This window comes from Fontibacillus forbon, from assembly GCF_046559655.1.
GTDB lineage: Bacteria > Bacillota > Bacilli > Paenibacillales > Paenibacillaceae > Fontibacillus.
Genome location: NZ_JBKGFV010000005.1, coordinates 179,300 through 204,525 on the forward strand (window position 1 = coordinate 179,300; position 25,226 = coordinate 204,525).

22 protein-coding genes and 1 riboswitch are annotated in these 25,226 nt (G+C 49.8%); of the genes, 20 read left to right on the plus strand and 2 right to left on the minus strand.

Annotated features, from left to right (window positions below):
- Nucleotides 1-127 precede the first annotated feature (127 nt).
- Both ACLB09_RS19715 and ACLB09_RS19720 read left to right on the plus strand, forming a co-directional pair.
- The gene (locus ACLB09_RS19715) at nt 128-4,972 is read left to right on the plus strand and encodes a S8 family serine peptidase (RefSeq protein ID WP_410771565.1); all 4,845 of its coding nucleotides are present in this window, start codon (nt 128-130) and stop codon (nt 4,970-4,972) included.
- A gap of 142 nt (nt 4,973-5,114) precedes the next feature.
- Nucleotides 5,115-6,236, plus strand: coding sequence for a DUF116 domain-containing protein (locus tag ACLB09_RS19720; protein ID WP_410771817.1), 1,122 nt, complete (start codon nt 5,115-5,117; stop codon nt 6,234-6,236).
- A gap of 59 nt (nt 6,237-6,295) precedes the next feature.
- Here the strand turns inward: ACLB09_RS19720 and ACLB09_RS19725 are convergent, their stop codons facing one another.
- Complete coding sequence (locus ACLB09_RS19725; RefSeq protein WP_410771566.1) at nt 6,296-7,543, minus strand: peptidase; 1,248 nt, start codon at nt 7,541-7,543, stop codon at nt 6,296-6,298.
- A gap of 150 nt (nt 7,544-7,693) precedes the next feature.
- Between ACLB09_RS19725 and ACLB09_RS19730 the strand changes: the two genes are divergently transcribed.
- Nucleotides 7,694-8,605, plus strand: a complete 912-nt coding sequence (locus ACLB09_RS19730) for a LysR family transcriptional regulator (protein WP_410771567.1) — start codon at nt 7,694-7,696, stop codon at nt 8,603-8,605.
- Nucleotides 8,606-8,697: 92 nt separating this feature from the next.
- Here ACLB09_RS19730 and ACLB09_RS19735 read toward each other — a convergent pair whose 3' ends face one another.
- Nucleotides 8,698-8,889: a hypothetical protein gene (locus tag ACLB09_RS19735; RefSeq protein WP_410771568.1), complete on the minus strand. Its 192-nt coding sequence runs from the start codon at nt 8,887-8,889 to the stop codon at nt 8,698-8,700.
- On the opposite strand from ACLB09_RS19735, the gene ACLB09_RS19740 reads away from it, so the two are divergent.
- The 17 genes from ACLB09_RS19740 to ACLB09_RS19820 all read left to right on the plus strand — a co-directional run bounded on the left by ACLB09_RS19740 (nt 8,876) and on the right by ACLB09_RS19820 (nt 25,163).
- Complete coding sequence (locus tag ACLB09_RS19740; RefSeq protein WP_410771569.1) at nt 8,876-9,004, plus strand: DUF2804 family protein; 129 nt, start codon at nt 8,876-8,878, stop codon at nt 9,002-9,004. The two genes, ACLB09_RS19735 and ACLB09_RS19740, sit on opposite strands and share 14 nt — an antisense overlap.
- A 127-nt stretch (nt 9,005-9,131) precedes the next feature.
- Complete coding sequence (locus ACLB09_RS19745) at nt 9,132-10,394, plus strand: ATP-binding protein (RefSeq protein ID WP_410771570.1); 1,263 nt, start codon at nt 9,132-9,134, stop codon at nt 10,392-10,394.
- Between the two features lie 72 nt (nt 10,395-10,466).
- A complete protein-coding gene (locus tag ACLB09_RS19750; RefSeq protein WP_410771571.1) occupies nt 10,467-10,814 on the plus strand; it encodes a hypothetical protein in 348 nt (115 codons plus the stop codon).
- 89 nt (nt 10,815-10,903) lie between these two features.
- Nucleotides 10,904-11,007: riboswitch (TPP riboswitch) on the plus strand.
- A 161-nt stretch (nt 11,008-11,168) separates the two neighbouring features.
- Nucleotides 11,169-11,855, plus strand: coding sequence for a thiaminase II (gene tenA / locus ACLB09_RS19755; RefSeq protein WP_410771572.1), 687 nt, complete (start codon nt 11,169-11,171; stop codon nt 11,853-11,855).
- A gap of 48 nt (nt 11,856-11,903) precedes the next feature.
- A complete protein-coding gene (gene thiM, locus ACLB09_RS19760) occupies nt 11,904-12,746 on the plus strand; it encodes a hydroxyethylthiazole kinase (protein WP_410771573.1) in 843 nt (280 codons plus the stop codon).
- Nucleotides 12,743-13,687: a bifunctional hydroxymethylpyrimidine kinase/phosphomethylpyrimidine kinase gene (gene thiD / locus ACLB09_RS19765; RefSeq protein ID WP_410771574.1), complete on the plus strand. Its 945-nt coding sequence runs from the start codon at nt 12,743-12,745 to the stop codon at nt 13,685-13,687. The genes thiM and thiD overlap by 4 nt, the downstream gene beginning before the upstream one ends.
- A gap of 14 nt (nt 13,688-13,701) precedes the next feature.
- Nucleotides 13,702-14,415: a thiamine phosphate synthase gene (gene thiE, locus ACLB09_RS19770; RefSeq protein WP_410771575.1), complete on the plus strand. Its 714-nt coding sequence runs from the start codon at nt 13,702-13,704 to the stop codon at nt 14,413-14,415.
- A gap of 700 nt (nt 14,416-15,115) precedes the next feature.
- Nucleotides 15,116-15,445, plus strand: a complete 330-nt coding sequence (locus tag ACLB09_RS19775; protein WP_410771576.1) for a WXG100 family type VII secretion target — start codon at nt 15,116-15,118, stop codon at nt 15,443-15,445.
- 50 nt (nt 15,446-15,495) lie between these two features.
- The gene (locus ACLB09_RS19780) at nt 15,496-16,680 is read left to right on the plus strand and encodes a hypothetical protein (protein WP_410771577.1); all 1,185 of its coding nucleotides are present in this window, start codon (nt 15,496-15,498) and stop codon (nt 16,678-16,680) included.
- A 53-nt stretch (nt 16,681-16,733) separates the two neighbouring features.
- The gene (locus tag ACLB09_RS19785; RefSeq protein WP_410771578.1) at nt 16,734-17,195 is read left to right on the plus strand and encodes a hypothetical protein; all 462 of its coding nucleotides are present in this window, start codon (nt 16,734-16,736) and stop codon (nt 17,193-17,195) included.
- Nucleotides 17,196-17,276: 81 nt separating this feature from the next.
- Complete coding sequence (locus tag ACLB09_RS19790; protein WP_410771579.1) at nt 17,277-17,501, plus strand: hypothetical protein; 225 nt, start codon at nt 17,277-17,279, stop codon at nt 17,499-17,501.
- Nucleotides 17,502-17,513: 12 nt separating this feature from the next.
- Entirely contained in the window at nt 17,514-18,875 is a 1,362-nt protein-coding gene (locus ACLB09_RS19795; RefSeq protein WP_410771580.1) for an Mbeg1-like protein, read from the plus strand.
- Nucleotides 18,876-18,985: 110 nt separating this feature from the next.
- Nucleotides 18,986-19,357, plus strand: coding sequence for a hypothetical protein (locus ACLB09_RS19800; protein WP_410771581.1), 372 nt, complete (start codon nt 18,986-18,988; stop codon nt 19,355-19,357).
- Nucleotides 19,358-19,482: 125 nt separating this feature from the next.
- Complete coding sequence (locus ACLB09_RS19805; RefSeq protein ID WP_410771582.1) at nt 19,483-20,175, plus strand: hypothetical protein; 693 nt, start codon at nt 19,483-19,485, stop codon at nt 20,173-20,175.
- The gene (locus ACLB09_RS19810) at nt 20,168-22,171 is read left to right on the plus strand and encodes an Mbeg1-like protein (RefSeq protein WP_410771583.1); all 2,004 of its coding nucleotides are present in this window, start codon (nt 20,168-20,170) and stop codon (nt 22,169-22,171) included. The genes ACLB09_RS19805 and ACLB09_RS19810 overlap by 8 nt, the downstream gene beginning before the upstream one ends.
- 120 nt (nt 22,172-22,291) lie before the next feature.
- The gene (htpG, locus tag ACLB09_RS19815; protein WP_410771584.1) at nt 22,292-24,172 is read left to right on the plus strand and encodes a molecular chaperone HtpG; all 1,881 of its coding nucleotides are present in this window, start codon (nt 22,292-22,294) and stop codon (nt 24,170-24,172) included.
- A 109-nt stretch (nt 24,173-24,281) separates the two neighbouring features.
- Nucleotides 24,282-25,163: a hypothetical protein gene (locus ACLB09_RS19820; protein WP_410771585.1), complete on the plus strand. Its 882-nt coding sequence runs from the start codon at nt 24,282-24,284 to the stop codon at nt 25,161-25,163.
- Nucleotides 25,164-25,226 lie beyond the last annotated feature (63 nt).

Genomic DNA, 25,226 nt, shown 5'->3' on the forward strand with positions numbered 1-25,226 from the left:
ATTTTTACAAAAATAATCATTTTTTTATAAATTTTAAGAGGTAATTTTACAAACCCATAGAATAGATATAGTACGGCAGCTTGATTCGGCACATTAAAAATTAAATATACCAAAGGGAGATGAGAGTTTGAGTAGGAGAGTAATTAGGAGAACCATCGCCGGACTATTAAGCTTTATGCTGAGCTTTACCCTGCTCCTTCCGGCTGCAGGAGCGCAAGAGAGCGCAGCGCTTGGCGTGGATGGAACCAGCACCAGCCAAGTGGTATCCAGACTTGACCGTGATGCCGTATCGCTGGATCAGGCTATTCTGAATTCGGGCGTCACGCTGGAGAAAAGTCGAGATCAAGCTTTCAGCAAGTCCGCGAAGAAAGTGATTACGAATGATGGATTGACACTTGAAAAGCAAAATTCCTCTTTGTCATCTTCGATAGAGCCTCAAAATTTCGTACCTCTGACAGACAGCAGCGAACAAATATCCGTGATCGTGGAACTGCAGGAAGAGCCGGTGAAAGTTTTCGAAGCCGGGCAACTGCAAAGCAAGGCGCGTTCCGGCGCTTCTTCGCTGTCATCACATCAACTGAAAGTCGATCTGGAACAGCAAAATTTTAAAAAGTCCGCGCTCGGCAAACTGAACGTGGACATCGGGCGCGAATATTCCGGCATTTTTAACGGTTTTTCATTGACCATTGCGGCCGATCAGGTGGATGATCTGCTTGCGCTTCCCGGAGTAAAAGCGGTATACCCCAACAATACGGTGTATGCAACGGCTGAAGAAGCCGATACTCTGGTAACGCCGGAAGGCAGCGTTCCTTTCATAGGCAGCGATTCCTTCTGGGACGCTGACATAAAGGGCAGCGGAGTTAACGTCGGCGTAATCGATACCGGGGCGGCCAAAGACCATCCCGATCTGGAAGGCGCCATCCCGGACGGGTATTGGGGCTATGACTTCGTAAACGATGATAACGAACCGTACGAAACGACGAAGGAAGACTTTCTGAAAGCCCGGGCTCTTAATCCGAATACGCCGGAAGTCAGCGCCACAGGTAGACCGTACTGGACTTCCCATGGTTCCCATGTTTCGGGCATCGTGGCCGGTCGGGGTATTGGCGTGGACGGCAAGGAAGGGATCAAGGGCGTAGCACCGGAAGCGCAAATTTTTGCTTATAAAGTGCTGGGCCCTTACGGCAGCGGGTCTACGGAAGATGTGATCGCAGGTATTGAGCGCGCGGTGGCAGACGGGATGGACGTTGTCAATCTGTCGCTTGGCTCGGATACCAATAACGAGCGATCTGCGGATTCCGTCGCGATTAACAATGCCGTCCAAGCGGGGGTTATAGCGGTAGTATCCAGCGGGAACACCGGTCCGAACGCAGAAACGGTAACGGATCCGGGCTCGGCCGAACTGGCGATCACGGTAGGGGCGTCCAAACCTCCGTTAGATACGCCGATCTTGAAGGTTTCGGGATTGAGCGACGAGTTCTTCATGGAGACCTTCGATAAATCCAGCGGGATCGAGAACTTGACGGAGTCCTATGGACTCGTTGACGTCGGGTTAGGCAAGAAGGCCGATTATGACGGCAAAGATTTGACCGGAAAAATCGCGTTCATCAAGCGCGGCGAAATCTCGTTCGTGGAAAAAGCCGAAAATGCGATTCAGTCCGGCGCCATCGCCGCCCTGATCTATAACAATTCGCCTGAAGCGCTGGAAAGCGGGACGCTCGGAAACGCAAACGTTACGATTCCGATTTACGCCCTTTCCGGAGTCTACGGTAATCGTGTGAAGGCGGAACTTGCCTTAAATCCATCGCTGAGCGTTTCCTTTGGATCCACGGTAGAAGAGGACATTATGGCCGGCTTCAGTTCGCGCGGTCCTGCCCTGCCTTCCGGCGACATCAAACCGGATATCTCCGCGCCGGGGATAGGCATTCTGTCGAGCGTACCGGAGTATGAAGGATGGTATGAAGCGCAAAACGGCACAAGCATGGCCGCCCCGCATATCGCAGGTGCCGCAGCGCTGTTGAAGCAGAAATATCCGGATTTAAGTCAATATGTGCTTAAAGCTTTGCTGATGAACAACGCCGTAAAGCTATATGATCGGACGGGGAACCGGTATACGCATATGGACCAAGGGGCGGGCCGCGTGGCGCTCGATAAGGTGCTGGAAGCGAAGGCGGTTGCCATGACCGAGGAAAGCACGGTCTTTGTGGGCAATGGAGAACTGGAAACGTATTATACGGGCAGCCTTTCGTTCGGTCAGGTCAATTATGGCACAACCGTCAAGCGTGAAGTCACTGTCAAGGATATCGTCGGAGAGTCTTCGTCGTATTCGATAGAAGCCAAGTGGTATGGCGATGCTCCAATTAATGTAGTTCTTTCTGACGTAATTATTTCCGTTCCTGCGGGAGGGGGAAATGTTCTGGACGTCACTCTGGAAGTGCCGAATGATACAGACAAATCCTACTACGAAGGCGAACTGATATTGACCGAAGCAGGAAGCGGACACGTGATTCAAATGCCGATATCGGTCCATGTCGGGGAATATGATGTGGTCACGGATCTGATGGTTGTACCGGATATTTTCTCGCCGAATGGGGATAGCGAAACCGACCTGGCGGATCTTTCTTTTAACGTGAACAAATATACACCGTACTTCTCGTTGGATTTATTCGCTTCGGATGGAACATGGCTGGGTCCACTGATTGAGAGCGATGGAGGCATAGACCCGGGTATCTATATTTTGAGAGAATGGGACGGATCGGAGCTCGAAGATGATTTGTACAATTTGGTGCCTTTTGTCGGTAATTCCTCGGAAGAAGCAGAGCCGTTGGTGGATCAGGTCACTGCATTCATTATAGATAGGCAGGCTCCGATTGCTGAACTTAACGATCCAGCGATAATCTTGAATGAGTTGGGGATGACAGGTACCATTTCCGGCAAGGTAAGCGGTGATCTGCTTTACGATTTGTTGGGTCCTGAAGGAGTGAAAATCGGCCAGGTTATCGGCGTTGCGGCGAAAAACAAGAAAAATGGTTTGCAACTTGACGGAAGTGTCGACGACGCCGGTAACTTCGCGATCGAGGTTCCGGTTTATCCGGGAGACAACGCCTACGAGGTGTTCGTCTATGATTTGGCAGGAAACGGATTGGCGGAACCGCTCTCTACGGCTACGTATACATTGAATGATTTTGTAGCTCCTGTAGTTGGATCCGAATATGTACTGCCTAATGAAGTGTTCCCGCTGAACGTGAGTTTTGCGGTTACCGACGCTGTCTATTCCGCACAATTCGATTTGCTGTACAGCAACCGGCTGAAACTGGTTTCATTAGCGTCCAGTAATGAGCTCAGCAACCATCAGGCGCTGCATAATCCATCCGAGCCGCTGACGGTTTCGGATGCCGTATACGAATACGATGAGCATACAAGCAGGCATGAGGTATTCATCAGCTTGAACGGGACGGACGGCTATTCCGGTAGCGGCTCTCTGGCTAGCTTTGAATTCGCCGGAGCCGAGCTTGGGCAATACGAGTTCGAGCTTGCCAATTTGAAGCTGCTGGATGGCGAAGGCAATGAAATCGCCGTGAATGTGAAACCGAGCGTTCAGGTCTCCGTTCAGGAACAGCCCGTTCTTACTGTCACACCTCAATCCATCTCCGTTCAAGAGGGGGCCGATAAGCAACTGACGGTTACCTACAAAGGACCGGATGGCAAGATGGCGGACGTGACGGAAGTAGCTCAATATAAGGTAGCCAATGCTGGTATAGTCACAGTAGCGAAGGGGCTGGTGAGCGGTAAGAAGGCTGACCGTACTACTGTGCAAGTGAGTTACGAAGGATTGACCCAAAGCGTGGATGTCACGGTGACGAAGGCTCCTTCTACAGGCGGAAATGGCGGAACCGGCGGCAGTAGCGGAGGTGGCGGAAGTACGACTTCTCCAACCACTCCGACGCCAAAACCGGAACAACCATCCGTAAATGGAGCCGTCAAAGAGGCAATTAAGGCTAATGAACCTACGAAGGTTACATTGCCTAACGGTTTTACGTTAACGCTCCCGGCAGGCTCGGTTACTTCTGCGGATGCGGCGTTTGTCCAAGTAACTCCTGCAACCGAAGAAGAGACCAAGAAGCTATTGGCCGATTTGAGCCTGGGCTCGATCAAGCCGCTGGGCACGTATTTTGATTTCGCGATTTTGGATAAGAGCGGAAAACCGCTGGAAGGGCTGACCTTCAGCAAACCGGCCGAATTGTCCATTCCGCTTAGCGCACTTGCCGCTGGGACCTTGAACGGGGAGAAAATCAGCCTGTTTAAGATCGGCGAAAAAGGGCAGCTTACCCAACATGTCGGGCGTTTGATCGACGGTAAAATCGTCGTCACTCTGAACGGTTTCAGCCGGTACATGTACATGGCCAAGAATATCTCTTTTACGGACGTAACCAGCGCGAACTACGCCTGGGCGGTCAATGAGATTGAAGTACTCGCCGCAAAAGATATCGTAACCGGCCAGAGCGCGGATGTGTTTGCGCCTAAGGCTCAGGTGACCAGAGCCGAATTCGTTTCGCTCCTCGTCCGTGCATTAGGGCTTGAAAAAAGCACGGGCGGTGAAGTACGGTTCAGCGACGTTTCGGACAGCAGCTGGTATCATAACGATGTTCAAACCGCTGTGGCTAAAGGCTTCGTAACCGGATATAGCGATCAGAGCTTTGCTCCGGATCAAGCTATTACACGCGCGGAAATGGCGGTCATTTTGTCCAGAGTGCTGGAGAGTCTGGGAAATAAGGATCTGGCGGTTGAGCAAGCATCCGGATTTGCCGACGACGAAGCCATCCAGGATTGGGCCAAAAAAGCGGTGGCCCAGGTTGCCGGGCTTGGCCTGATGCAGGGCAGAGGCGATAACCGCTTTGAAGCGGACGCCTTAACAACCCGTGCGGAGGCGGCCGTAGTGATTTACCGGATTTTCAAGAACTATACCAAGTAAGCCTGAAGTATATAACCAGCTGCCGGTCCATAATCCGGCGGCTGGTTTTTCGTGTGGCTGGAAATATCACTGATATTGCCTCGGCAAAGATGTTATGATTTTCGCAACTGAATTGCAGCAGCGAGGTGATGGCTTGGAATCGGTGACCTATTCGTTATATGGCAGTGATGCAACAGGAACGGATAAGTATTATGAGGATGTGGCACGAATCACGGATGAGGTGATCCGCAGGCTGGAGAAAGAAGCGGCAGTGAGTCAGTTTAGCCGCTATGTTGCGATCCGGCAGAGCGATAGCGGAGATCCGCTTATTCATGGATTGGAATTTTTAATGCTGGGCGTGCTTTGGATCAGTTACGGCAGCCGGGCGGCATTCCTTCATAAATACGGAGGCAAAATGCTGGCTGGGGTTTACAGCTGGAAGACCAGAGGTGGCCGCATCAGAACCCTTATCGAACGAATCAAAGGGATGTTGAATCCCTTTCTCCTGCGGGGCACGCAGCAGATAGATCCGAAAGTGAGCGTGAACCGGTTCGCTGATCTGATCGGCTGGCTTCAAGCCACCGGCGAGTTTGAGCAGGAAAGCCGCAGAATGGCCGAGTGGCTTGCTTTCTTGAAAAGCAAATCCCGGGAAGACGGCAGACGAACTCTAAACCAGGCGGTCGACTTGGGGAAATGGTTTGAAGCCCGAAGCCGGGACGCCTTGGGACGATACACAGTTCATGTGGAGCGGTACATCGACCAGCACGCTCAGCGTCTCAAATGGAAAGAAAACATGATCTTTTGTACCCGTGGCCGGGTGGAATATCATCTCAATATGGTCGGTGCGGAAATGATGAACCGGGCGTTTAGGGAGAATTTTTTGAATACGGAACAAAAGAGAGTGCTCCTTCCGATCTGCATGCGGCAAAAAGGAGAGTCAGGCTGTAAAGCTGTTGCAACGGATAACGGTTATGTTTGCCGGAGCTGCAGCAAGGACTGTCAGGTCAAACTCATCACTGACCTCGGTAAGAAACATGGCTTTCAAGTGTTCATCATTCCGCACGCATCGACGGCTTTCGGCCGGCAGCATATTCAACCAGGGAAGGTCGGCATCGTCGGCGTGGCATGTATCCTCAACCTCATATCCGGCGGATATCAGGCCAAACGACTGGGATATGAACCGCAATGCGTGCTTCTGAATAATAGCGGCTGCATCAAGCATTGGCATGAGACCGGATTGGTTACGGACATCGATCTGAGCAGATTACTAAATCGTATGCAATAAAACAAAGAACCTTCAATTCCGCGCCGGGCGGATTGAAGGTTCTTTTATTAAACCCGTTCTTATCGAGGAGTTACGGCATCCTTGTCATCCGTAACGATGATGACTTCAGCGTTGGTCATGCCAGGCAACGAGCGGGTCATCATCGGCGAATGGTAGGCGACGATCTTCGTGCCGGCTCTCAAAGCCGTGTCTCCGCCCAACGTCGGGATGATTACCGTTTCTTCAGTGATATTCAAGATTACATCATTGTCCGTCGAATCGTCCGAACCGACATTGACATAGATTTTACCGTCCGAAGTCAGCTCGGAAGCCTTAACCGTTCCAACTACTTTTGGAGCTTCCGCGGCTTGCACTACGATCTTATCCGCATGGGATTGAGCCGGGTAAATCATGGTCATGATTTCAGGATAGTATGCCTTAACGCGCAGATCCGTTTTCAGGTCATCTTTCGTCAGCACTTTCCCGCTTTCATCCAGAATTTGCGTGCTTTCATCCACGGTCAGAATAATGTAGTTGGTACCGCCCTGTTCCAGCGAATTACCGATTACGGTGATTTTGTTGTCCGCAATATTCGTAATGACTCCGTTCGTACCGGGTGCCTCCTCACTAGGCGTTTGCGTTTCCCCTTCCGCACTTTCCGTGTTTACAACAACATAGTTTGTCGTTGATTGAGCAGGGAGGCTCATCATTACGGCCGGGCCGTAGAAAGCTCTAACCGTCATTCCGGCTTTAATGTCGGCCGCCGTTACGGTTTTGCCGTTTTGATCCACAAGCTGGGCTTTATCGGCAAAATGCAGAACGATGCTGTCTTCGATGCCGGAGTACAATTCGGTTCCCTTAACTAAAATGCCGTTATCTCTAACTTCGGTTACCGTGCCGTCGATCGCCGCAAAATTTTGGTCCTGAACGACCAGCGTCAAAGCGGTTCCGCGGGCTGGCAAGCTCTTGGTAATGTTTGGGCTATAGAAAGCTTTAACGGCTTTCTTTTCATCCACGATCGTTTTCAGAGCAACTTTTTTGCCTTTGGAGTCAACGATTTTGGTATCTTTCGTGATGGATAAAATAATTTCGCTTTGGTCGGTTTGTGACAATCCGCGACCTGTGACGGTGATGAATTTACCGGTTTGATCATTGACGAAGTCGGTGATCTGTCCCAACGTGCCCGGAACTACTTTGGCCTGGTTCAGAATCAGAGCTCCCGGATGAGGGGTAGTCGCTGGCGGCACATCTTGCGCGAATGCGGCCAACGGGATAGCGGTCATAGCCAATAGGGATGCTGTAGCGATTGCTTTGTTCATCTTTTTCATCGAGTAAGTCCTCCTGCATGTTGGTTAGTTAGTGTGATTCTCTTTGGCTGTTCTCATATACCCCAGACGGGATATCCGCCGAAATGTTGCACAAGCCGTGTATTCATTTCTAAAATAGGAGGATAAGACCAATAGAGTGGGGGGAAATCCATGACCTTGCAGCAACTGAAATATGTCATCGAGGTCGCGGGCCGCGGCTCCATGAATGAGGCGGCCAAGCGGCTGTTCATCTCCCAGCCCAGTCTATCCAACGCAATCCGGGATTTGGAGGAAGAGATTCGGATCACGATATTTGAACGTACCAATAAGGGGATTACCTTGACGAACGAAGGCTCCGAGTTTTTAAGCTACGCCCGTCAGGTCGTTGAGCAGGCCGAACTTTTGGAGAACCGCTACCTGAACGGCAAGCTTCCTCCGCAGCACTTTTCGGTGTCCACCCAGCACTACGCATTTGCCGTAAATGCCTTTGTTAATCTGGTACGGGAATACGGGCATGAAGAATACGAGTTGGCGTTGCGGGAGACGAAAACGTATGAAATCATCGAGGACGTGAAGTCACGGCGAAGCGAGATCGGTATTCTTTATTTGAACGATTTCAATGCCAAAGTCATCAACAAGTTGTTAAAAGATGCCGGCCTCCAGTTCAATAGTTTATTCGTGGCTAAGCCGCATATTTTCATCAGCATCCAAAATCCGCTTGCCAAGCAAGCGATCGTCACGATTGATCAATTGCAGGAATATCCCTATTTATCGTTCGACCAGGGGGAATACAATTCATTTCATTTTTCCGAGGAAATCCTCAGTACCCTGTCCCATCCGAAAAGCATCCGGGTTAACGACCGGGCGACGCTGTTCAATTTGCTGATCGGGCTGAACGGATACACGATTTCTACGGGGGTTCTCAGTTCGGATTTAAACGGGAACGAGATTATCCCGGTTCCGCTTGATTGTGGCGAAAATATCAATGTCGGATGGATTTGCCACAAAAATGCGGCGCTCTCCAAATTGGCGCTGGCTTATGTTCAGGCTTTGGAGGAGTCGGTGGAAAGCACGAAGGGTTGAAATGACCATATCGCAAAACGGCCCAACGACTCAAGGTTGAATAATTCCAAAACATGGATTATCAAAACAGCTAATATGGATTAGAATTGCTATTAGAAACCCAGAAACGGAAGGGTGTCATGCAGCATGAAGAACAAGCCGGCTGGAAAGCCGGAGAGGGGCTGAAGACCCGGGTGGGGAAAAGAGATGGATCCGCAGCGGGTGCTGCCGGAATATCCGCGGCCCCAGATGGCAAGGAACGAGTGGATGAGTCTGAACGGATTATAGCTGTTGTTCGTAGACAATAAATGCCACCAGTTATTCGGTACATTTACGGGAAAAGCCGTACTGGACGACGGGCGGGTTATCAAAATTGAGAACTTGGTAGCTTTTATCGGACATGCGGTGAACAACTGGTGATGGGAAAGCGCCGCCTTCACGGAGAGATCTGTCATGGTTAGCCTGGGGATTAAAGGGTTTAACATATAAATATGGAATTATTATAAAAAACCTAATTTTTATGTCCAGAGATGAAGGGTGACTTCGGATGACCGTTCTAAAAGAGATAATTCTCCAGTTGTTTTTTGCGCTGATGCCCTTTCTGATGTTTAATGTTTACTACCGGGATCAGCCCCGGAACTTTACGAAGAAGTTTATAGTCATCACTAGCGTAATCAGTCTGTTTCTTTCCATGACCTTCGGAGCGAGTGCGGTGAGCGGGTACTTATTTGACATCCGGTACGTCATAGTCTTCTTTGGACTTATCTTCGGCGGCTTGCAGACAGGGATCATTCTGATTTTGGAGTTTGTGCTGTACCGTTTGTATCTGGGCGGTGACGGAACAGGCGTAGCGATGCTGCTAATGACCATTATTTTTCCCTTGTCCCTACTTCTCCGGAAGCTTTATCTGAATTCGCGGCGGAAGATGCCCGTTATTTTATTGGCCGGCTCCGTTTTCTCCCTCATTTCACTTCTTCTTGTGTACTTGCATAATCCCAATTCATTTGAAGACAATTTAATGTTTCATATTATCGTTATTCCGGTTCAAAATTTTTTCGGTAACTGGTTACTGATCTCGTTATTTCAAAAGGCGGTCATCGAAAAGAAAGTTGTTATCAATTATGCGCAAAATGAAAAGGTGGAAATGATCAGCCAGGTTGCGGCATCATTGGTCCATGAAGTGCGGAATCCGCTAACGGCCGTGAAGGGGTTCTTAAAGCTGATCCGTGAGTCTGCCCTGGAACGGGACCGTGTTCACCGTTACATCGACATTTGCGTAAGCGAATTGGAACGTACCGAATATATTCTCTCCGAATATCTTTCCATGTCAAAACCCTTAAAGGATCATCAGGAACCGACGGATTTGCGTCATCTTCTACAGGTTACTATGGAGGTAATGCGTCCCTATGCGAATATGCACAATGTCGGGTTGGATGGCCAATACGCTGCCGGACCCGTCTGGATTTTGGCAAATCCCGAGAAAACCAAACAAGTGCTTATGAACTTGATAAAAAATGCGATTGAAGCCTGCTACGAAATCCCGGGCGGAAAGGTTTCCCTGGATCTTACGGCTGCGGGCGGCAAAGCTACCCTGATCATTGAGGACAATGGAATCGGGATGACGGAGGATCAGATCGAACGGCTCGGCTCCGTCTTTTTCTCCACCAAATCGAAGGGAACGGGGCTGGGGCTGTCCTTCTCGTACCAGGCGATTCAGGCGATGGGAGGCACGGTATCCTTGAAAAGCGTTCATCGGGCGGGAACCCGGTTTACGATCAAGCTACCTCTGTCCGAACAGGCGGCGGGCTAATTATCTGTTCCGAAAATGGGCCTAAAAAGGCCCGCTCCGGCATATCCATGGATATAGAGGAGCGTGAGAAGCTTGGACAAGATCGTGGAACGATATTATCAAGTGAAGCAAAGCCAAAAGGAGCTGGAAGAAGAGCTTACGGAGCTGCGGCAGGCCATTCTGGACTATTGCCGGGAGCGGGAGACGGTGAATCTGGACCTTGGCACCCATGTGGTGAAGCTTGTTTCCCAGAACCGCAGGGAATACGATGAGCAGAAACTGTACGAGGCACTGCCGGACCTGGAGCTTTGGCGCATGCTATCCAAACCGGATTCCGCCAAAATCGCGAGCCTGGTGAAATTGAACGTGATCGCAGAAGAGAAAATCAAGAATACCTATACGCTTAAACCCGTAATGGTGTTGCAGGTCGATAAGAAGTAAAGAAGCAGGAAACGCATTGCTAGGCCTTGAAATTTCAAAACGTTTGACAGATCTTGTAAACCTGAGTACAGTTATAAACAATAGAATAGGAAGTCCACTAGGGGAGCCGTGTTCGGCTGAGACAAGAATCAATCTTGGACCCTTTGAACCTGATCTAGTTCGTACTAGCGTAGGAAAGTGGAGCCGGCCTTTTACATCTTCATGCAGATTGGTTGTTTAGTTCACGCAGATGAAGCCGCTCCGTTTCCGGGGCGGCTTTTTTGGTGCTTATTGGGCTCCATAATAACGAATGTACGGACCCGCTAGCGGTACTTTCGGTTCTTAATGTCATTTATTCAATCGGAGGTGGGAAAGGTGAGTTTCTCTGAAGAGCTTCGCCGTGAGGCGGACGGCTTGTTCCAGGCAATCTTTGAACATCCTTTTGTACGGGGCATCGCGGAAGGAAGGCTGAGCCGGGAACAGTTGATCCATTACGTCAAACAGGATTACGAATATTTGAATGCCTATATGCGGATTTACGGCATTGCGATTTCAAAATGCTCACGACGCGAGGACATCGCGATGTTTCAAGAGCAGATCCATTTTATTTTGCATAGCGAGGTTCATCCGCATCAAAATTTCTGCACGGCTGCCGGGGTGACTTACGAGGCATTGCAGGGTTATCCGTTAGCGCCGTCCGCACACCATTACATCCGGCATATGCTGACCGTTGCTCATGAAGGCAGCCTTGGTGAAATTATGGCGGTGCTGCTGCCGTGTCCCTGGACGTATATGGAAATCGGTCAAACCTTGATGGAGGAAGTACGCCCCGATGATTCGCATCCGTTCTGCGACTGGATCTCGTTTTACGGAGATCAGGCAGGCGATGCTACAACAAAAATGCGGATGCAAGTGGATGCGTGGGCGGAAGCGGCTACCGCTGCTGAACGTGCGCGGATGAGGGAACATTTTATGCATAGCTGTCAATTGGAGTATATGTTTTGGGACATGGCTTATAAGCAGGAGGTATGGCCGGTTCCGATGCAGGCAGCGGTGCTGTGAGCTTAAATCTTTGACGCAATATTAAAGCTAAGTGAGAGGTGGATGAACATGAGTATGCTGGAAAAAGAGTTGTCTTTTCTCCTAACGAAAATGCAAAAAGCAAAACCGCTGGTTCATAACATGACCAATGTGGTTGTAACCAATTTTACGGCAAACGGGCTTTATGCGCTGGGCGCCTCGCCGGTGATGGCCTATGCTCCCGAAGAGGTTGCCGATATGGCCAAAGTTGCGGGAGCTCTGGTACTGAATATCGGAACTTTGACCGCCGAACTGGTGGACGCGATGGTGATAGCCGGGCTCTCCGCCAACGCAAACGGGGTGCCGGTGTTACTTGATCCCGTTGGGGCGGGAGCAACCCGGTTCCGGACGGAATCCGCGCTGAGGATATTACGAGACGTCAAGATTTCGCTGGTACGCGGCAATGCGGCGGAAATTGCCCATCTCGTCGGTGAAGCCCGCGAGATCAAGGGCGTGGACGCCGGGGAGAGCGGAAGCTACGACAATGCCGTTCTGGCCGTACGGGCCGCGAAGGAACTGGGAACCGTCGTAGCCATTACCGGGCGCGAAGATGTTATCACCGACGGCAAGCTGTGCCGGGTGATCAGCGGCGGAGACGCGCTGATGACTCAGGTAACCGGCACGGGATGCCTGTTGACGTCGGTGCTGGGTGCTTTTGCGGCGGTCGAGCAGGATTTGCTGCTTGCCGGAACGGCCGGGCTGGCCTTCTATGGCACGGCGGCTTCCCGCGCTGCCGAGCGAACGGCCGCATTCGGGCCGGGCAGCTTCCAGACCGCCTTCCTGGACGAACTGGCGAAGCTGCATCCGCATTCGCTGAAGGGATACGCCGCCGTCCGGGAAATCCAGACGACGGCTGCCGGAGGCCTGTCGTGACCGGCCTCCGCATTTCAAAGGCGCTGACGATCGCCGGATCGGACAGCGGCGGCGGAGCCGGGATCCAGGCCGACCTCAAAACGTTCCAGGAACTGGACGTTTACGGGATGTCGGCCATTACGGCGATAACGGTGCAGAACACGCTCGGAGTCAGCGGGGTTTACCCGCTGCCGCCGGAGGCGGCGGCAGAGCAAATCCGGGCGGTAGGCTCCGACCTCGGCGTCGATGCGGTGAAGACGGGCATGCTGTTTGACGCCGGCATCATCCGTGCCGTCTCCGCCGAAATCAGAAAATTCGGCTGGGAGCGGGTCGTCGTCGATCCGGTGATGATTGCGAAAGGCGGCGCGGAGCTGTTGCGGCAGGAAGCGGTCCTCGCGTTAAAAGAGGAGCTGCTTCCCCTGGCCCTGGTAGTCACGCCGAATATTCCGGAGGCGGAAGTCCTGGCCGGGATGACGATCAGCACGATGCAGGACCGGAGGGAAGCCGCGAAAATCATTAGCGCCATGGGACCGAAGCTGGTCGTGATCAAGGGCGGACATGACGGGGGCGACGGGAAAGCGGGGAAAGTTGCGAATGCGATGAATGCGGTGAAGATGGTGAACGGAGGGGAAGACGGGAATGCCGGGGGAAATGTGCATGAGGGAATTTATCAGCATGGACTCCACGGTAGCATGGAAGTCGTTGATCTGCTATATGACGGCAGCGGCTTTACGGAATTGAGCGGGAAGAGAATACATACGGTCCATACGCACGGAACGGGCTGTACCTATTCCGCCGCACTAACCGCGGGACTGGCCAAAGGCTTGCCTGCGCCGGAAGCGATATCCCTCGCAAGGGATTTCATTCAGGCAGCGATTGAGGACGTATTGGAGCTGGGCCATGGACACGGTCCGACCAATCACTGGGCTTACCGCCGGAGAATGGCGGTGTCCGCAAGATGAGTCGGGAGGACGGCATGAGCGATAAGAGTGGCAAGAACGGCAGGAGCGTCAATAGCGTCAATAGTGGGAGAATCTCTCCTGCGCGAATGCGGGAATTATTGCGGATGTACCTGGTCATCGGCAGCACGAATTGCGTTGCGGAACCGCTACGCGTAGTGGAGGAAGCCTTGGCCGGCGGCGTTACCCTGGTCCAGTTCCGCGAAAAAGGACCCGGCGCACTCGTAGGAGACGCCCGGCTGGCGCTGGTGCTCCAGCTTCAGGCGGCTTGTCGCCGGGCTGAAGTTCCGTTCATCATCAACGACGATGTGGACCTGGCCCTCGAAATCGGGGCCGACGGGATCCATATCGGGCAGGATGATGAAACAGCGGACACGGTCCGCTCGAGGATCGGGGACCGGCTGCTTGGCGTGTCCGCCCACACCGTCGAAGAAGCGCGGCTCGCGGTCCGTCAGGGCGCGGATTATCTGGGCATCGGCCCGATCTATCCGACCGTGTCCAAAGCCGACGCCCATGCGGTGCAGGGGCCGGGCATTCTTCGCGAGTTGCGCGGCCAAGGGATCGCGCTGCCGATGGTCGGCATCGGCGGAATCACCGCCGAGCTCGCCGGAGAAGTCGTCCGCGCAGGCGCGGACGGGGTCGCCGTGATCTCTGCGGTCACCGCGGTACCGGCGAACGAAATCCGCATGGCGGTGCAGCGGATTAGAGAACAGGTGGATACCCGCCGCTAAGCATTAGTGGGACCACTTTGCTCTAACGGACATGAGAGCCGCTATTTCTCCGAAAAACGGCATTTTCAAAATCTAACGGACACCAGAGCCCTTAATGGGGCTCAGATGTCCAGATTGCCGCCGATTTTTCCAATTTAACGGCTCCTGTGTCCGTTAGATTTCCACAACCCCATATTTCGCGGGATTAAGGTCCGCTGTGTCCGTTAGAGTTACTGAGATTCACCAAAGCCAATTCGAACGCCTTAAGTTGCTCCGAACACTTCAAATTACTCTGAACCCCCAGTTACTCCGACTCACCAAAGTTACCTCGACTAACCGAAGTTACTTCGACTCACCAAAGTTACTTCGACTCACCAAAGCTACCTCCACTCACCGCAAGTTACCTATTATGCATACCCAAGTTGCGCCTGCTCGCCACCCCAATCAAGCCGCACGCATAACAAGCACGCTTCTTCATACTCGGCATATTCTCTAAGCATACTAGGTTCTCGCTGCACACTCATTGTAGATTTATACTTTTCAGGCGTTGCGTTGAGAACGTCGGTTGGACAGTGGACAAAGGCGATATGGTTGAAAAGAATATTTTTCGAGATTAATCCCATGGATGGTAGAGATTGGAACGAAAATCAGGTAGTATATTTGGTAAATAGTTCTATTCCGTGTACGAGAAAATCATTTTTTTTGCAATGGGGGAATCGTCGTGTACTCAACGAGCGAAATACGTTCCACGGCAAGGAGAGCGTCGCAGGGTGAGGCAGATTTGAAAAGAATGGAGAAACAGATGACGTCGGCAGTGCATGATGCTGCAAGCTGGTGGAAGGGCAAAGCAGGGGAAGCTTTTAAGCAGGACTATCTGGGAAAAACCCGTACTGAAATCGACCGCCTGTATACCGAGATCCGCGATGTGGAGACCGGTCTTGAAAGACTGGCCCGAGAAGTTCAGATTGCGGATGATCGGCGTCGGGCTGAAGCGGCGAGAAAGGCGCTGGAGTTGCAGCAACAGCAGCAGAAACAGAAGAGCAGAAAATAGGCACACCCAAAAGAAGATCCTATTTTATCCTTATAAGGGAGAACGAAAATATGTTTAGTGATAAGGATTATTTGTTGCTGTGCGAAATGGCAAATACCGGTTTGTTGAACACGCAGCATACAGGCGGATTAATGGAGATTGTCCGAAGTTTGCGGCAAAATCTCGCAGACCGGAAGCAAGGAGATCTGGCCCAATCGATTTTTAACTCTGCCCATTTTGTTGATGTGGAGTTGCGGGAGAAGCGGAGCGCAGGAAGTAAACTTGAATGGTTTACGTTTATAAATGAAAGTTATAACAGTAGCGTTATTGTGGTTGCCGAGCTATCGGAATCTGCTGAAAATCATACATATCAGGTTAATATTGACCATATTGCGCAGACCCTCCTCGATACATTACCGGCAGGGGTGATCTGTTCATTTACCGGTTTAGGCCAAGGCGGCTGGAGAGCCGCGCAATTGGCAGAAATGCTGGATGCGGAGGCGATTGTTTTTGGTGCACCAAGTATGGACCCTCTACCGGGGAAAGCCGTCAACTACGTCGGAGAAGACGACCCGGTGGGCAATCATACGGAAAAAGTGGCGTTCGTTAAGCAAGTAGCTGATCTGGACGAAGAAGACGAGGACTTTTTCTATAAAAAGCTGGAGTTCGATACTCATGGGAAAGCCATCGTAACGGAGCAAAGCGATTTTTCGCGGTTTGTGGGCTGGTTCTACAATGTGGCGGGGGAAGTTGAGCCTGACATTTGGGAGCTGTTTTTCCCGGGATCGAAGGATGAAGCTGAAGCCTCCGTACTAGCTGACCTGGGCGTTTATTCCGTGTTCTTGAAGGTCGGTGAACTGAGCAAAGAGGGAATTGTACGATCGATCAACGATACAGTACGATATGCCGCCAGACGTTTGGAAACCAACCGCAATGAAATGACTGCCGAATTGGCAAAAATCTCCGATGAAGATTTTGAATCCAGGGTGACAGAAACCGCAGAGGACTATGCCATGAAAGCTTCCGATATCGTTGTTCGAATATTCGAGAGCGTTCAGACGTTGTTTCTGGGAGTCGCTCTGTTTACGCTTGAACAGGAATCGAATGATATGGTTACACCAATGGATAGCTTCAAGGTGCAAATTTTCGATTTGCTGGATCAGGAACTGGAACGGGTCAAGGAATGCCTCGATCAGGCTATTGCTTGTCGTATGGAGAGTTTTTTCAAACTTCCCGACTTCAATCTGGAGTGGTAAGGGAAGGCCGGTGCCTCAATAAAAATGATTTTCCTGTGTGGAGGGATACGATATTGAACCATCTTTCGAAACGGTTGCTGCTGATCATTTTAGCGGCAGTTTTGATTGCATCTGGAGTGAGCGGGTGTATGAAGAAGGAACAACCACGGCTTCACGAGAGCGGACAACAGGAGCAAGAAGAGGTCAAACCGGATCCGGAGATCATTAAAGAGCAAGTACTGTCCTATTTGGAGGAAAAGTACGGTGAGGAATTCGTGCCTATGACGTTCAGCGACAGCAATTGGGCATACAGTTACAAAAGTATGTACCTCTATCCTAAAAACGGTTCGGAGGCGGATTATTTCGAAGTTCGGGGCACCAAGAAAAGTGACGGAACCTACCGCTTTAGCGATGGGTATATCGGAAAATATATCAGTCAGGAGTACGCAGAGGTTGTTTCCGGATTTGTTAGAGAGTTTTCGAGGATTTTAAATTCTCGGTATCGTTTGGCGAAGGCGTGTTTCCTGACCGGTTAAACAAGGACACCAAAATTGAGGAGATCTACAGTAAAGACGAATATTTTAACGCAAACGTAGATATTTACGTGAAGGAAGATATTGCAAAAAAATATGATATCTATGGTGGTGCAAAAAAAAAATGCAGCAAAAATGATAGATAAAAAGCTCGTTTCAAATATCTCAATTTATATTGTGTTTAATGATAAATTTGACTCTTTTACAACGGATGTAATTAAGAATTCAAAAACTAGAAAAGAATTTCTAACGGGAGAATATAAGGTGATTATGATTGGTAAAGATTTAGAAATATTTCACGAAGAGTAGGAGGAGAGAAGCTTGGCTGAGCTTACACATAGCCAAATAATTCTACTATATAATCTTATATATCTTGATAATGTAGCAGAGCAAAATGGAAAGACAGTCGGTGTAATTATTAACAACCTTTTAAAGGGCGAACTTGATAAAAGCATCGAAATTAATGACGATGGCGTATCAGTATACCCGGGTCAAATGGAAAGAGAAGAATGGATTGCCGTTTTAGAAGCAATACAAAAGGACTCTCAATTAATGTCCTTAATCGTTGAAAATGGCGACCCAGGTATTACTCGCGACAAAAATGGCCAGCCCGTTTGGGATGGTAAGAATAATAGAATATTGCAAAAAAGCGCACGGATGGCAACCTTTGTTTCGCCTGACGGAAAGGAAGCGACCGTCGTTTTCCGCGGAACAGCCGGGGACTATGAATGGCATGATAACGGTACGGGCGGGTATTTGTCCGATACGGAGATGCAAAAGGCAGCCTTGGAATATGTTGAAAAGCTGGATTATGACAAGATCACGGTAACGGGGCATTCCAAAGGGGGCAGTAAGGCTCAATACGTCGCTATTCTGTCCGATAAGGTTTACCGGGCGGTATCTTTAGACGGGCAAGGCTATTCCAAGGAATTTACTGAGAAATATAAAGACGAAATCAAAGAAAATGCACATAAAATTACATCCATCTCAGCCGAGTATGATTTTGTGAACGTCCTGCTTCACACGATTGCCGAAAAAGTAATTTATATTGATACGGAAAAGCAAGAAGAATTGATACAAAATCACAAACCGAATATCGTGCTGAATGAACTGGGTCAACTACGTGATCCCGTTAATCAGACGGCTTTCGCCAAAACGGTTAATGACCTAACGATTTATCTCAGCGAAAACATGGAAGAGCCTGATCGAAGTTATGTGATCGACGGATTAATCGCTATGCTGGAGGAAGGGGATCAGGGATTCCTCAAGGAAAGCGATGAACAAATGGAGAAGAGCAAAGAACTTCTATACCCCTATGTAAAAGAATACATACTACAAAAACTTTCAGAGGGAAGCACGGATTTTGCAGGGCTTTTTTCTTTCATCGCACTCCGGCCTGGAGGTCCTTTTACCCTTGACGAGTATGCATCTCATATTAAAGAAAACACAGAAAATGCCTCGTATCTTAAAGCGTTATGGAATGATCTTGGATTGTTGTTCGGAGATATGATTAAAGAAATGGTGTCGGAGTATTTGCATGATTTAGCGGAATATATCTCCGAAAAGGCCCAGCATGTCGCAGCAGGAATTGTTGAATTTATACAAAAATCAACAAAAGCTGGAATGACCTGGTTGCGAAGGTCAGTGGCTTCATGGAGAAACTCGCGACTGCCGGCGCGCTAGCTATTAAAGGAGCCCGTCAAATTATGCAAAGCCTGAATGGGTTCTGGAACTAGCCGGCGGACGGTACCCGGAAAGCGATCAACGCAGTCAAACAGGCCTGGAATGATGCGATGAATAAGGTATCCGGATTTTTTAACCGGACTAAGAATAAAATTACGGAGGGCTATAACGATTTTAAAACTGTAGTAACGACGATCGTAGCGGTGACCAAAGAAGGTGTTAACAGATTCATTGATGCTTCGGTTAAAAAGATCCGGGAGACCGGGGATTGGATTGTGAACAGGATTAACCAGACTTTGAATAAAGCCGGGGAAATTGGGGCCATGATTTCCGCCGGATTTATAGCATTCGTTCAGAAAGTAAATGAAGGCTGGGAGCGCTTGAAGGCTAGAGTAATGGAAATAGCCAATACGGTTAAAAAAACGGTCATTGCAGCCAGCGAAGCGATGTTAAAGAGCGGGAGCCGCCACGGAATTTTATAGGGTGTGGTCGCAAAATTGATGCGTAAGGGTGGGAGATGATATTGAATCACCTGGTTAAGCAAACGTTGTCGAGAACGATTTTGATCCTGTTAGCGGTAATCATTTCATGGGGAGTGAGCGGGTGTATGAAAAAGGAAGCAGAAGCGAATCAGAACAAGAATATTAATCCGGAAGCCATCAAAGAACAAATGCTGGCCTATTTGCAGGAGAAGTATGGAGATGAATTTGCTCCTCTGACTTTGAGCCCCAGCGGTCTGGCTTACAGTTACGACACTTTGGTGGCCTATCCGAAAAACGGGAATAAAGGGGATTCCTTTGAGGTATGGGGAACCAGAATGGACGATGGCTCCTACAATATGAGCGATGGTTACTTCGGCATCTATATCAAACCGGAATACGAATCGGTGCTCTCCGAGATCGTCGGCGGAATTTACAAAGATTATAAATTGTATACCGAATTCGGCGAGGGTGTTTTGCCTGACCGCTTGAACAAAGATACCAAACTTGAAGAGATTTATCGTGAAGACGAGAACTTTTCTTCGGAAACCGTAGTGTTTGTGAAGCAATCTTCCGTAGAGGGCAAGAATGTGGAGGAGGGACTGCTAAAGATTGCGGAACAAATGCGCGGTAAAAAAATGGTCGGCTTTGTCCGCCTGTTCGTTGTCTATGACGATAAGTTCGAATCTATCGATCCGGGCGTTTCGAATTTAACGACTCTACGCGAGAATGGATACTTCCTGGATAATTATAAGTCGGTTAGAGTCAGATACAATTTGGGAATCAAGCTGAACGGCCAGGAGGTAGAGAGCGATGGCTGAATTGAGCGAAAGTCAGCTGATTTTGCTGGACAATTTAATCTACCTTAAGGATGTCGCCAATAAGAACGAAATGACCGTCGGAGACATCGTCGATTACATGCTGGAGGAGAACGGCCTGGAAAAGAGCCGGAACCCCTATAAAGCCGGTACGGCCGACGAATATCCCTGTAAAATGTCCAAGGGAGAATGGCTTACCATCCTGAACGCCATCGATAAGGATCCGCAGTTAAAGACGCTTACGGTCACCCATGGGGAGATCGGCAAAGTGTACGACAAGAATGGTCAAGTCATTGTGAACGATAAGGGGGAACCTATAGAAGTAGGGATGCGTGCCGCCACATTCTATGATCCCGCCACCAAGGAAGCGACGGTCGTATTCCGGGGAACCGGCGGGGATTATGAATGGCATGATAACGGGACGGGGGGTTATTTGTCCGATACCGAGCAGCAAAAGGCCGCTTTGCAGTATATTGAAGGCTTGCCGTATGAGAACATTACGGTAACCGGCCATTCCAAGGGCGGCAACAAGACGCAGTATGTAGCGATTCTTTCCGATAAAGTCGATCGGGCCGTTTCTTTTGACGGGCAAGGTTTTTCGAAGGAATTTCTTGAAAAGTATAAAGATCAGATTGAAGCGAATGGTCATAAAATTGTTTCGATATCCGCGGAAAGTGATTTTGTGAATTGTCTCCTCAACCCGATTGCCGGAACGATCAAGTATATCGATACGGAGAAGCAAGAAGAATTCATTTTCAACCACAGACCGAATATCGTGCTGGATAAGAACGGCCAGTTGCGGGAAGTGACGGAGCGAAGCGCCATATCCAGTCTGATTAATGATCTGACGATCTACCTGAATGCCAACATGGAGGAGCCTGACCGGAGCTATGCGATCGACGGGCTGCTCGCCTTAATGGAGAGCGGAGAAGAAGGTTTTTTGAAGGAGTCCGATGCGCAGACGAAGGAAAGCATCAAGCTGGTGCTTCCTTACTTAGGGGATTATCTTGTTGAACATGCCGTTGATGCCGGAAAGGATTTCGCGGGTCTGGTAGTAACGAGGTTCCTTGCCTTAGTGTTCCCCCGATATTTTATGGACGATTATTTGCGTTCTCTTGCGATCAACGCGAACAATATAAAATACCTGGTGGATTTAGGGTCCGAAATCGGGGAGTTGCTCAAGGACTTGATTGTGGATAAGCTGAATGAATTTTTGTCCAATATCGCGGTTAAAATTGCAAATACGGCCCAACATATCAGCGCGGCGATCATGGGCTTCGTCCAGCAGATCAAGAACGGATGGAATCGGCTCGTTAACGGCATAAAAGAGATGGCCGGGAAGATCAAGGACGCGGCCGTGAATGCCGCCGAAGCGATAGTAAGGTTCAAAGACAAGGTGGTTCAATCCGTACAGAGCTTTTGCAACAGCATTGCCGAGGGCACGAAACGGGCGATGGATGCGGTGAAAAATGCCTGGAACAAGGCCGTTGATAAAGTTTCCGGCTTTTTCAACCGGGCCAAGGAGAAAATTTCGGAGGCCTACGACGATTTTAAAACCGGCGTACAAACCATGGCGAAACTGACTGCGAAGAAAATAAAGGATTTTGGCAAACAAGCCGCGTTTTCGGTCAAAAGCTTCGTGAACAAAGTGGCCAAGGGGCTGTCCTCCGCTTCAAAAGGTCTCCTGCTCGTAAATATGGCACGGTTAGACGATTTACAGAGTAAGCTGAAAAACCTGGACTCGGACATCGAAACGAGAAGTAGCCAAATCGTCAACGAGGCACAGCGCGTGGCCTCCGGGGTGTCGCGATCCTATAGCGAAGCCAATGTCCAAAATCAGGTGCGGCTGGTACAAAAGTCATGCGATGAGGTCAGAGAGCGCAGCAGACGTATATCGGCGGAATTAGGCCGGAAAATCACTTCGCTGACCGTCGCCAGGGAACAGTACATTAAACTTGAAGCGATGATTAAAAGCGGAATTCACCACGGAAAATTATAGGTTCGGAATCATATCGTATTGACATCAAAAATCAGGATAATTAATATAGAATTATGAAATTAGCACTCTGAACGTCAGAGTGCTAATATAATGTTTAGCTAAAGAAAGGAGAACTAGTCAATGGCAAAAAAGCAGTTTAAAGCGGAATCGAAACGATTGCTGGAAATGATGATCAACTCCATATACACGCAAAGGGAAATTTTCCTGAGGGAACTCATTTCCAACAGCAGCGACGCCATCGATAAAATATATTACAAGGCGTTGACGGACGAAAACCTGACGTTTAACAAGGACGATTATTTCATCAAATTGACCGTTGATAAAGAGAACCGTACATTGAGCATTTCCGATACGGGGATCGGCATGACGAAGGAAGACCTGGAAAACAACCTCGGCATTATTGCCAACAGCGGCTCGTTCGCCTTCAAGAACGAGAACGAGGCGAAGGACGGCCACAACATCATCGGCCAATTCGGGGTCGGCTTCTATTCCGCTTTCATGGTGGCGGACACGGTGACCGTAATCAGCCGCGCATTGGGCAGCGAAGAGGCCTATAGATGGGAGTCCACCGGGGCGGACGGCTATACGATAGACGTTGCCGATAAGGATACCGTCGGGACGGACATTATTTTGACAATCAAGCAAAACACCGAGGACGACCAGTACGACGAGTATTTGGAAGAGTACCGGTTGAAATCGATCATCAAGAAATATTCCGATTTCATCCGTTACCCGATCAAAATGGATGTGACCTCCCATCGCCCGAAGGAAGGCAGCGAAGGGGAATTCGAAGAATTCCGCGAAGAGCAAACCGTCAACAGCATGGTGCCGATCTGGCGTAAAAACAAAAGCGAACTGACGGATGAGGATTACGAGAATTTCTACATGGAGAAGCGTTACGGTTTTGACAAGCCGGTATCGCATATTCATATCAAGGCGGACGGGGCGGTCGTCTACAATGCCATTCTGTTCATTCCGGAAAGAACGCCATTCGATTACTACACCAAGGAATATGAAAAAGGGCTGGAGCTCTATTCCAACGGCGTGCTGATCATGGACAAGTGCGGAGATTTGCTCCCGGACTATTTCAGCTTCGTTAAAGGGATGGTCGACTCGGAGGACCTGTCGCTGAACATTTCGCGCGAGATGCTGCAGCATGACCGTCAGTTGAAACTGATCGCGAAGAACATCCAGAGTAAGATTAAGAGCCAACTACAGACCTTGCTTAAAGACGATCGCGAGAAATACGAGCAGTTTTACGAGGCGTTCGGCCGGCAGTTGAAATTCGGCGTTTACAATGACTACGGCATGAACAAAGAAGTATTGCAGGACCTGCTGATGTTCACCTCTTCCAAAGAGAAAAAGCCGGTTACCCTGGAAGAATACGTCTCCAGAATGCCGGAAGACCAGAAATACATTTACTACGCGTCCGGCGAATCCGTGGATCGGCTGGAAAAACTGCCGCAAACCGAAATGGTGCTCGACAAAGGCTATGAAATTCTGTACTTTACGGATGATATCGACGAATTTGCGATCAAGATGATCCTGAACTATAAGGAGAAGGAATTCAAATCGGTTTCCAGCGGCGATCTTGGCATTGAGTCCGAGGATGACAAGCAGGAAGATAAAGAGGCTGAAAGCGCGAATAAGGATTTGTTCGAAGCGATGAATTCGCTGCTCTCCGGCAAGGTAAAATCGGTTAAGGCTTCCAAACGTTTGAAAACCCATCCGGTTTGTCTGTCCGCCGAGGGCGAAGTATCGATCGAAATGGAAAAAGTGCTGAACGCCATGCCTAACGGTCAAGAAGTCAAGGCGGATAAAGTGCTTGAAATCAACGTGCATCACGACGTATTCAAGTCCTTGAAACAGGCGTTCGAGAACGACAAGGATAAACTGGGCCTGTATACCAGCCTGCTGTATAACCAGGCTTTGCTGATCGAAGGGCTGCCGATCGAGGATCCGGTAGAATTTACGAATAATATTTGCAAAGTGATGGCCTAGGCCGCGCAAAACGATTATATTAGTAATAACCCGTCACGGGCTTGTCCATGACGGGTTATTTTTTTACATACATACATAGATTACTAGAGAGAGTTGGAGCGAACGAACGATGTGGACAATCATAGCAATATTAGGCCTTGTGCTGTTTTTGATTTGTATTCCGGCTTTTGTTTATGCTTTGAAAAAAAAGAAAAAGGGCGGCATCGCAATGTACGCCGTCTTGGCGGGAATCAGCTATTGCATTCTACTGTTCGGCGGGCTTGAAGCCGTCAGCGAACATAAAGCCGCACTGGCCGGTGAAGCGAAACCGACTACGGCTACGGCTGAGGAAGAACCGGCCGGCAACGCTATAGACAACACGGAGGAAGAGGCCGCGGAAGAAGCCAAGCCGACACAGTCGGCCAGTAAGCCATCCGGCGCAGCTAAGCCTGCCGATACTCCTGAAAAATCGGCTGAAAAAATGGTGGAGCTGGAGTCACGGCAGGCTGACCCGGAAAATAACCCCGGCGTACCGGACGAAATCATTGGCGACGAAATTCCGGATGAGGTGGAACCAGCAGGGGAGAGCTCGTCCTTGCCGGAGCAATTGACGGCATCGGGCGGCATCGGCGATACGCTCTCCGTTTTGGAAGACGAGTACGGATACAACTCGGGCGACGAGAAGCAGGCGTCATTTAAAAGAGGCGAAGTGATCGCGGATATGCATCCTCCTACAAAGCGGGCCTACAAGATCGAGTACGGGTTTGTCGGCGATGTCGCAGGGGCTCTTTCCGCCATCAGCGACATGATTCCCGCCGATTCCGAACAAATGGATATGGGGGTAGGCAGCGACAAGGTAATGATCAGCTATCGCAGCGAAATGCTGTCCCAAGCGATTCAGCAGGGCGATTTCGTGGCGTCGTTTAACGTCCGTAAAGTCGGTAATGACAAGTTGGCGAGTTACATCAGCATAAGTCCAGGAACATTTACTCGTACCAAGACCGCAGAATAAAGCAAACATGTAAAGCTGGTCCAAAATCAACTTAATGATTTCGGGCCAGCTTTTTGTAGTTCA